Here is a 6,983-nt window from a genome sequence, read left to right on the forward strand (position 1 = left end):
CTCCTCTTTGTTCTCCTGCTTATTCCATTCACTGCGCTTTTTGAAATATTTGGAATGAACGATCAACAGGCCAAAAGACTCACCATCTTCTTTGTGTGTTTTGGCATGATGTGCTCCGTGTGCGCGCAAAATCCCTCGTGAATAAGGGCTGTCCAACTGCCGAAACCAGCGAAAACGTTGATGGATGTACACATCGTGGATGAAAAAGTAAATCAGGCCATATATCGAAATGCCGATGCCTACAAACAACAGCCAGCGTTGGGGCGTGGCCAAACCCAAAATGTACGAGGTGGCGCTGGGGATCGCAAACACCAGAAAGAACAAGTCGTTTTTTTCAAAAAATCCTTTTTTCTCGTGGTGGGGTTTGTGGTGGTCTTCATGCCAGATCCACAACCAGCCGTGCATGAGGTACTTGTGCGCCGACCAGGCTACAAATTCCATACCGAACACAGTAAGCAAAGTGATTCCGATGTAAATGAGGACTTGCATAAGCTATATTTTTTCCTTAGAATAAACGAAGTACTACAAAAAATGCGAATTGCATCAATAACAAAGCCACTGCCACTTTGTTCCGAATTTGGCCCTGTAAATAGGCAAACAATAGCAACAAAGGCAAGGAAACCAGGAACCAGCCAAGGTAGTTTTGCAAAGGTACAATACCGCCAGGCCATTCCCAAAAATTGTAGGCAATGGCCACAGGTTCGATACATAGATCGAGCAATACCATGAGGGCAGCCGCAGTTGGGCCTTTTTTCCACCATGTCCAGTTGGGTGCCAGGTGATTGATGGTGACGCCACAACAATAGCCCAAAAGCATCCAGTTGATGCCGATCATTAAGGGGGTATCCCAAAGTTTCCAGCCCAGCACTTCCCCATAAGAGTAAGTTCCAAAGAGCAAGCCCGTTTTTACTCCAAAAACTTCAGCACAAAAACCAATCACAAAAAAAATGGCCAGTACCCAAACGCTTGCTTTGCTCCATAGTGGATGAAAAAGCAGTACTGTAACCAATGAAACCAGCAAATTCAGCGGCGTAAGCCGAATGAACTCAGGGTGTACAGGCAGCAATATACCAACGATGCCCACCAGATATACAATGCCCAGGTAAAAAATGGCCAGGTTAGATTTGCTGAATTGCATAAGAATCAAATTAAACATCGATTAGTTCATCCACAATTTTAGCTGATAGCAAACAAAGCGGAATACCGCCGCCAGGATGCACACTGCCCCCCACAAAGTACAGATTTTTAATTTTTTGGCTAAAATTAGGATGCCTCAGGAAGGCAGACATGCGGTTGTTGGAACTCGTGCCATACAAAGCACCCAAATGCGACCAGGTTTTGCGCTCGATGCTGCGGGGTTCCAGGATTTCTTCACAAGCAATCAAATCCTGGAGCTTTATCCCCAGAATGCGATTGATTTTTGCCATCACCTGTGTGCGTGATTGCTCAATGATGGCATCCCAATTCTGGCCATCATTATAAGGGACATTGATCATCACAAACCAGTTTTCGCAACCCGGAGGGGCATCACCTGGGGTATGCTTAGAGGTGATGTTGATGTACACCGTTGGATCATCGCTGACTTGCCCCTGACTGAGCAGTTCAAATTCACGCCGGTAATCTTCGCTGAACAGAATATTGTGCATGTTCAATTCCGGGGAATCGCGTTGAACACCCCAGTAAAAAATCAGCGCGGAAGTGGATTTTTCCTGACGCAAGGTTTTTTCGGGTTGAGGCGCATGGGGCAGCAAGCGGCGGTATGCATGGAAAACATCCATATTGCAAATGATGCGCTCATAAGGCAAAACCGTTCCATTGACTTTGATTCCTGTGGCACGGCCTTTCTCAAGGAGAATCTCCTCCACCGTACTGTTGAAATTAAATTGCACTCCCAAAGATTGGGCCAACTCAAAAACCGATTGCGTAATGTGGTGCATACCCCCTTCAGGATAAAAAGCTCCCTGGTGGTGCTCAAAATGGGGAATAATGGTCAACAACCCAGGTACTTTGTAGGGATTGGACCCATTGTAGGTGGCAAAGCGATTGAGCAATTGCACCAGTTTGGGGTGTTGTACCATGCGCTCATTGACCCGGTTCATAGTGGTAAACAGGTCAAATTGCGGGATTTTTAACATGGCCTTCACTACGCTCCAATTCAGCCAGGTATCCCAGCGGTGCAAGGATTTTTCCAGAAAAATACGTCCACTGAGTTCGTATTTGTGGCGACTGTCTTCCAGGGAAAGGAGCAGTTTTTCGGCTTTGACCCCCAGCTTTTCCTCTACCTCTGACGCAAATTCAGGTGCATCGGCATAAGCAGAAAGCCGGGTTTGGTCTTCCCAGAAATAATTGCACACGATGGGCAGGCGTTGGTAGCGGAAGCGGGATTCAGGGGTAACTCCTGCAACCCGAAACAGCTCATCAACGTACTGCGGCATGGTAAACAAGGAAGGTCCAGCATCAAAGCGATAGCCCTGTAGCTCAAATTGTGATAGCTTGCCACCAGGATAACTGTTGGCTTCGAATACCTCTACTTGATGTCCTTTGCTGGCCATGCGCACTGCGGAGGCCAGACCCGCAATTCCAGCTCCGATGATGGCTATTTTCAAGGTGTTTGTTTTGCTGTGGTAACAAAAAATTGGGCGGAAGGTTTTTTTAAGGTTGTTAAATGAGCTATGTTGTCAGCACTTATAGCCTAACTTTTCACTTAATTGCTTCCAAAAATTCCTCTTTTCGCCGCCGAGCAATGGGGACTTTACACCCATCTTCCATCAAGGCATAGCCGCCTTCTTCCCGTAGTATTTTTTTGACAAAAGACAAATTAATCAGGTGTGATTGATGGAGTTTGAAAAAGGTGTCTTTGGGCAACAGTTCTTCAAATTCTTTCATTGGGCGAGATACGACATGACGCTCCTGATTCAAAAGGCAAAAAGTAGTATAACTGCCGTCTGATTCAAGGCGTACAATATCATCAAGGCGTAAAAAAATCATGCCCTCTTGACTGCTGAGGCAGATTTTGTTCAAATGACCCTTCCTGGCGCTCTCCATTAAGTTGCTAAGTCTTTCAGGGTAATTATTGCCAAATGTCTCTTTGATCCGATCGATGGTTTGTGCTAATTCTACTGAGTTAATCGGCTTTAAAAGGTAGTCTAAGGCGTGATAGCGGAAAGCTTTCAATGCGAATTCGTTGTGCGCAGTAGTGAAGATGACCTGAAATGCAGGCTGTGGGAATTTATCCAATAATTCAAAGCCGTTTCCCTCTTCAAGAGAAATATCCAGCAATATAGCATGTGGTTGAGTTTGGCGAATCAGCACATAAGCGCTCTCCACGCTGTCTGCTTCGCCACAGATCTCCACATCTGGGCATAAGATTGTGATCATGCTCCGCAGCAATTGCCGCGCATCCGTTTCGTCATCTATGATGGCAATTCGCTTCATGTTTCAGTACTATTTGAATTATGACTCAAAAAATTCCGTCCCTAAACCAATCAGAATGGTAACTTTTGTGCCACAGACCTGGCCGTGTTCATCCAGGATGCTGCGGGTGTGTACTGCCTCATTTTCCTTTTTATCCGCAAGCAATTTCAGTCGATTGCTGGTAATGGACATGCCAAAGGACTTATGCTTTTTGGCATTTTTGCCCGGGCCACTTTCCCCATTGAAACCTGTACCATTGTCCTGGATGGACACTTCCAGGTAGTTCGCTATTTTTTTAAACAAAACCGACACTTTGCCTCCACTTGTCTTACCGGACATGCCATGCAATAGCGCATTTTCAACATAAGGCTGTACCAGCAAGGGAGGAATGGATAGCTCAAAAACATTGAACCCATCGGCCGTTTTGACTTCATAGGTAAAACGGTCTTTAAAGCGCAATTTTTCCAAGGCTAGGTAATTGTTCAACAGGTTCAGTTCATCCTCCAATCGGATCTTTCCCGCCACGGAGGCATTGAGAACACTCCGCACGAGGCCTGCAAAACGGCCTAGGTAAAGTATAGCCGACTCTTTTTCATTCTGGAGAATATAGTTTTGGATGGAATTCAAGCAGTTGAAAATGAAATGGGGATTCATCTGCGCCTGTAAGGCTGCTCGCTCCAATTCTGTAATTTGCTGTTGAATCTGGTTCTGTTTTTTTAAACGGCCAATTCGATATTTGTAAACAAAGAACAACATAGAAAGTGCAACAACGATTGTCCCGATTCTGAACCACCAAGTGTCCCACCAGGGCGGATGAATGGCTAGGCGGAGGCTTGTGGGGGCACTCCAGATGCCGTCCTCGTTTTGGGCTTGGACTTCAAAAAAACGTTGACCTGGTGGCAACGCTGGAAAATTAAGGGAGCCGTTGAGCGTCTGTGCCCAAGCCCCGCCATCCATGCGGTAACGGTAGGGGATTTTGCCGTTCATCTTGAAGTTGATGGCAAAAAAATTGATTTCCAGGTTGTTTTTATTCCAAAGCAAGGCCAATGGTTTGCTCAAGTCCAGGGGCTGGTTGTTGGCGAGTACCGAAGCAAGGATAGGGCGTGGCGAAAAATGATTGATGGGCTTTTTCGAAAAATGCACCAAACCTTTGCTCGTGGCTACCCACACGTTTTCCCCTGAACTGGTAATCCGACTGATTTCATTAGAAGGCAGCCCGTGTGCCACCGTGATTGCTTCCACTTTTCGTTTCCCCCAGCTTCCACTGATGCGGTTGAGGCCGTTGAGCGTGCCTGCCCATACTACCCCTTTTTCGTCAGCGTACACACATTCCAGCATGTCGGCGCACAGGCCCTGTGCGGTAGTCAATTGTTCGTGTTTGCCATTTTTCCAAAAAACGATGCCTCCACCTTTGGTGGCCACCGCCAGGGTGCTGTCTGGCAGTAGGACAATGTCTTCTACCCGCAGCGCAAAAGCAGGGTGCAAGTTTTGTCGTTCCAACAAGATGCCATCCTTTAGTTCGAACAGCCCCTCGGGTCGTCCTACCCACACCCGCCTCATGAAGTCTTCGCGAACCACATAGGTACGTTGTCCGTGGCCCATTTGAAGATTAGCCAGCTTCATTTGGGGAAATTCAATACTCATGAAGCCCATATGGTTGCTCAGCCATAGCCGCTCACCAGTGGGGCTGGTGGTGATGCGGTTGGCAGTAGTGATGGATTTTTCTCGCTCTAGTGTTGCTGAGTATTCGATCCATTTGTTTTGTTGTAGGTAAACCAAATTATCCCTTCCCGCCCAAAGCCGTTGAGCTTGGTGGTCAAAATAGAGGTCTCTTATCGAACCTTTACCCGGAATTGAAGTAAGTTTCATCCATTTTTCTGACTTCGGTTGGCGACTCCATATCTCTCCATTTCCAAGACCCACGTATACTTCCTTTTCATTTTTGAGGGTCAGTGCAGTTACTTTTTCATCGGGCAAACCTGTTTTCTGGTCATGGATCAAAAAAGCATTGGCAGGGGCATAAAAAACACCACTTTCATTGGTGGTAAACCAACGGCCTCCTGCACGGTCTTCCATAAAATAACTCACACTCTGCCCGGGTAGCCAGTTCTCTCCTCGCCCTTGTCGAAATGCTTCTACGGATGGGTAAACCCACAGCCCTTGATAGCGGTGTAGTCCCACAAATAATTGCCCATCTTGCATCAAACGGGCATGCAGAATATCGTAGGGGAAATGGTAGCGCCACCGGATTTGACCATTTTGGATGAACCAGACATCGTCATAAGTTTGGCAAAGGTATTTTTCCTCCCCTAAGCGGAAGGTTTCGACCTTTTGCACATTTTCAATATTGGAATAGTACAAATCTGGGAAAGCCCTCAGCCCTTTACTGGTATGAAAATAGACCGGAGAGATGCGGTTCTGCTGGCGTAGTTTTTCCTGATAAGCCTTTTGAACTTCAGCATCAAGGTGATTGAAAGCAGCATTGATTGCCTGGCCTTTTCTTTCAAAAACCTGACGAAAAGATGGCTCAGGGTGCGGATAGATAGTCGTGCCGCCTGCTTTGCTGATGCTGATTACACCATAAGTTAAGGTAGCGATATGCACCGTTTCCCCCGCGCCTTCAACAATAAATCCCTTGCCGACATCTGGTCGATTTTTAAAATTTTGCAATACACCATTGTTCCAATAAGGCCGGATGGTTTCTCCGTCCAGATAGTAGAGGTTGCCCCCCATCGCCTGCATCCACAACCTGCCCAGTGTATCGAGGTGCATTTCAAAGATGACGTTTTCTTTGAGCCCATCTTTGAGCCCATAGTTACGGAATTGATAGCCATCGAAGCGGCTGACCCCATTGTCGGAGGAAATCCAGATGTAGCCTTGCTTATCCTGGATGATGCAATAGGTTTCTGAACTGGCCAGGCCATCGTCGGTGGTATATTGGCGGAAAGCGGGGTGGGGGGAGGTCTGGGCGAGGAGTGTAGTGGTCTCCAAAAAAGGCGACAACCCCCACAAGTGCAACAAAAGCAATTTCGCTACTGTAGAAATGAGGCGAAATGTTGAGGAAAATGGGTTAGTAATACTTGGGTTTTGCATAGGGGCTTAAATGTAAACTCAAGGTAGAAAATGTTTTCGGATAATCAGGTAAGGGCTTACCGAATTTAGAAAAGATGCCGCCGGATTTGGGGAGGAAGTGGCCGAATTTAGGAATCTGAAGCAGGTGAATGGGAAAGAAGTGATATTTGAGAAACTAAAATCCAATTCATGAAAGAAAAACCTATCAAAGCAAAATGCTTCTTCTTGAATGTCAGTTGACGTTCTTCTCCTCTTTTTTGTGCACATGGAGTGCAACCTACCTTGATGACTACACATTTTTTCAGTTGGGATTGGTTACTGAGTAGCTGATGGAGAATCCATCTGTTGTGCTAAGGTAACACTTTCGGTTTTTTAAGCTTCAATGCTTATATGGATTTATTCATCCCTATCACAGACGCTATGACTGTCAAGTGGCAAGGGGTCTGGATTACAATTAACTTATAACCACTAAATTTCTAAACTATGACCAGTTTTCT

At 46.2% G+C, this 6,983-nt stretch carries 5 protein-coding genes; all 5 read right to left on the reverse strand.

What is annotated here, in order from left to right; genetic code table 11:
- Positions 1-489 (reverse strand): sterol desaturase family protein (locus ABW391_RS27225; RefSeq protein ID WP_353485065.1); only part of this gene is annotated, 489 nt, incomplete at its 3' end.
- A 16-nt stretch (positions 490-505) separates the two neighbouring features.
- Positions 506-1,138 (reverse strand): carotenoid biosynthesis protein, encoded by a 633-nt coding sequence (locus ABW391_RS27230; RefSeq protein ID WP_353485066.1) that lies wholly within the window; start codon positions 1,136-1,138, stop codon positions 506-508.
- Between the two features lie 10 nt (positions 1,139-1,148).
- Positions 1,149-2,606 carry a 1-hydroxycarotenoid 3,4-desaturase CrtD gene (gene crtD, locus ABW391_RS27235; RefSeq protein WP_353485067.1) on the reverse strand — a complete coding sequence of 486 codons (1,458 nt, stop codon included), beginning with the start codon at positions 2,604-2,606 and terminating at the stop codon, positions 1,149-1,151.
- Positions 2,607-2,700: 94 nt separating this feature from the next.
- Positions 2,701-3,435 (reverse strand): LytR/AlgR family response regulator transcription factor, encoded by a 735-nt coding sequence (locus ABW391_RS27240; RefSeq protein ID WP_353485068.1) that lies wholly within the window; start codon positions 3,433-3,435, stop codon positions 2,701-2,703.
- 18 nt (positions 3,436-3,453) lie between these two features.
- The gene (locus ABW391_RS27245; RefSeq protein WP_353485069.1) at positions 3,454-6,507 is read right to left on the reverse strand and encodes a sensor histidine kinase; all 3,054 of its coding nucleotides are present in this window, start codon (positions 6,505-6,507) and stop codon (positions 3,454-3,456) included.
- Between the last annotated feature and the right edge of the window lie 476 nt (positions 6,508-6,983).

The sequence above is a fragment of the Haliscomenobacter sp. genome, from assembly GCF_040403615.1.
Taxonomy (GTDB): Bacteria; Bacteroidota; Bacteroidia; order Chitinophagales; family Saprospiraceae; genus Haliscomenobacter.

What these genes read in the sequence shown, in the direction of transcription:
- ABW391_RS27230 (WP_353485066.1), bottom strand. Translation starts at nt 1,138, where the DNA reads ATGCAATTCAGCAAATCTAACCTGGCCATTTTTTACCTGGGCATTGTA.
- ABW391_RS27240 (WP_353485068.1), bottom strand. Translation starts at nt 3,435, where the DNA reads ATGAAGCGAATTGCCATCATAGATGACGAAACGGATGCGCGGCAATTG.
- ABW391_RS27245 (WP_353485069.1), bottom strand. Translation starts at nt 6,507, where the DNA reads ATGCAAAACCCAAGTATTACTAACCCATTTTCCTCAACATTTCGCCTC.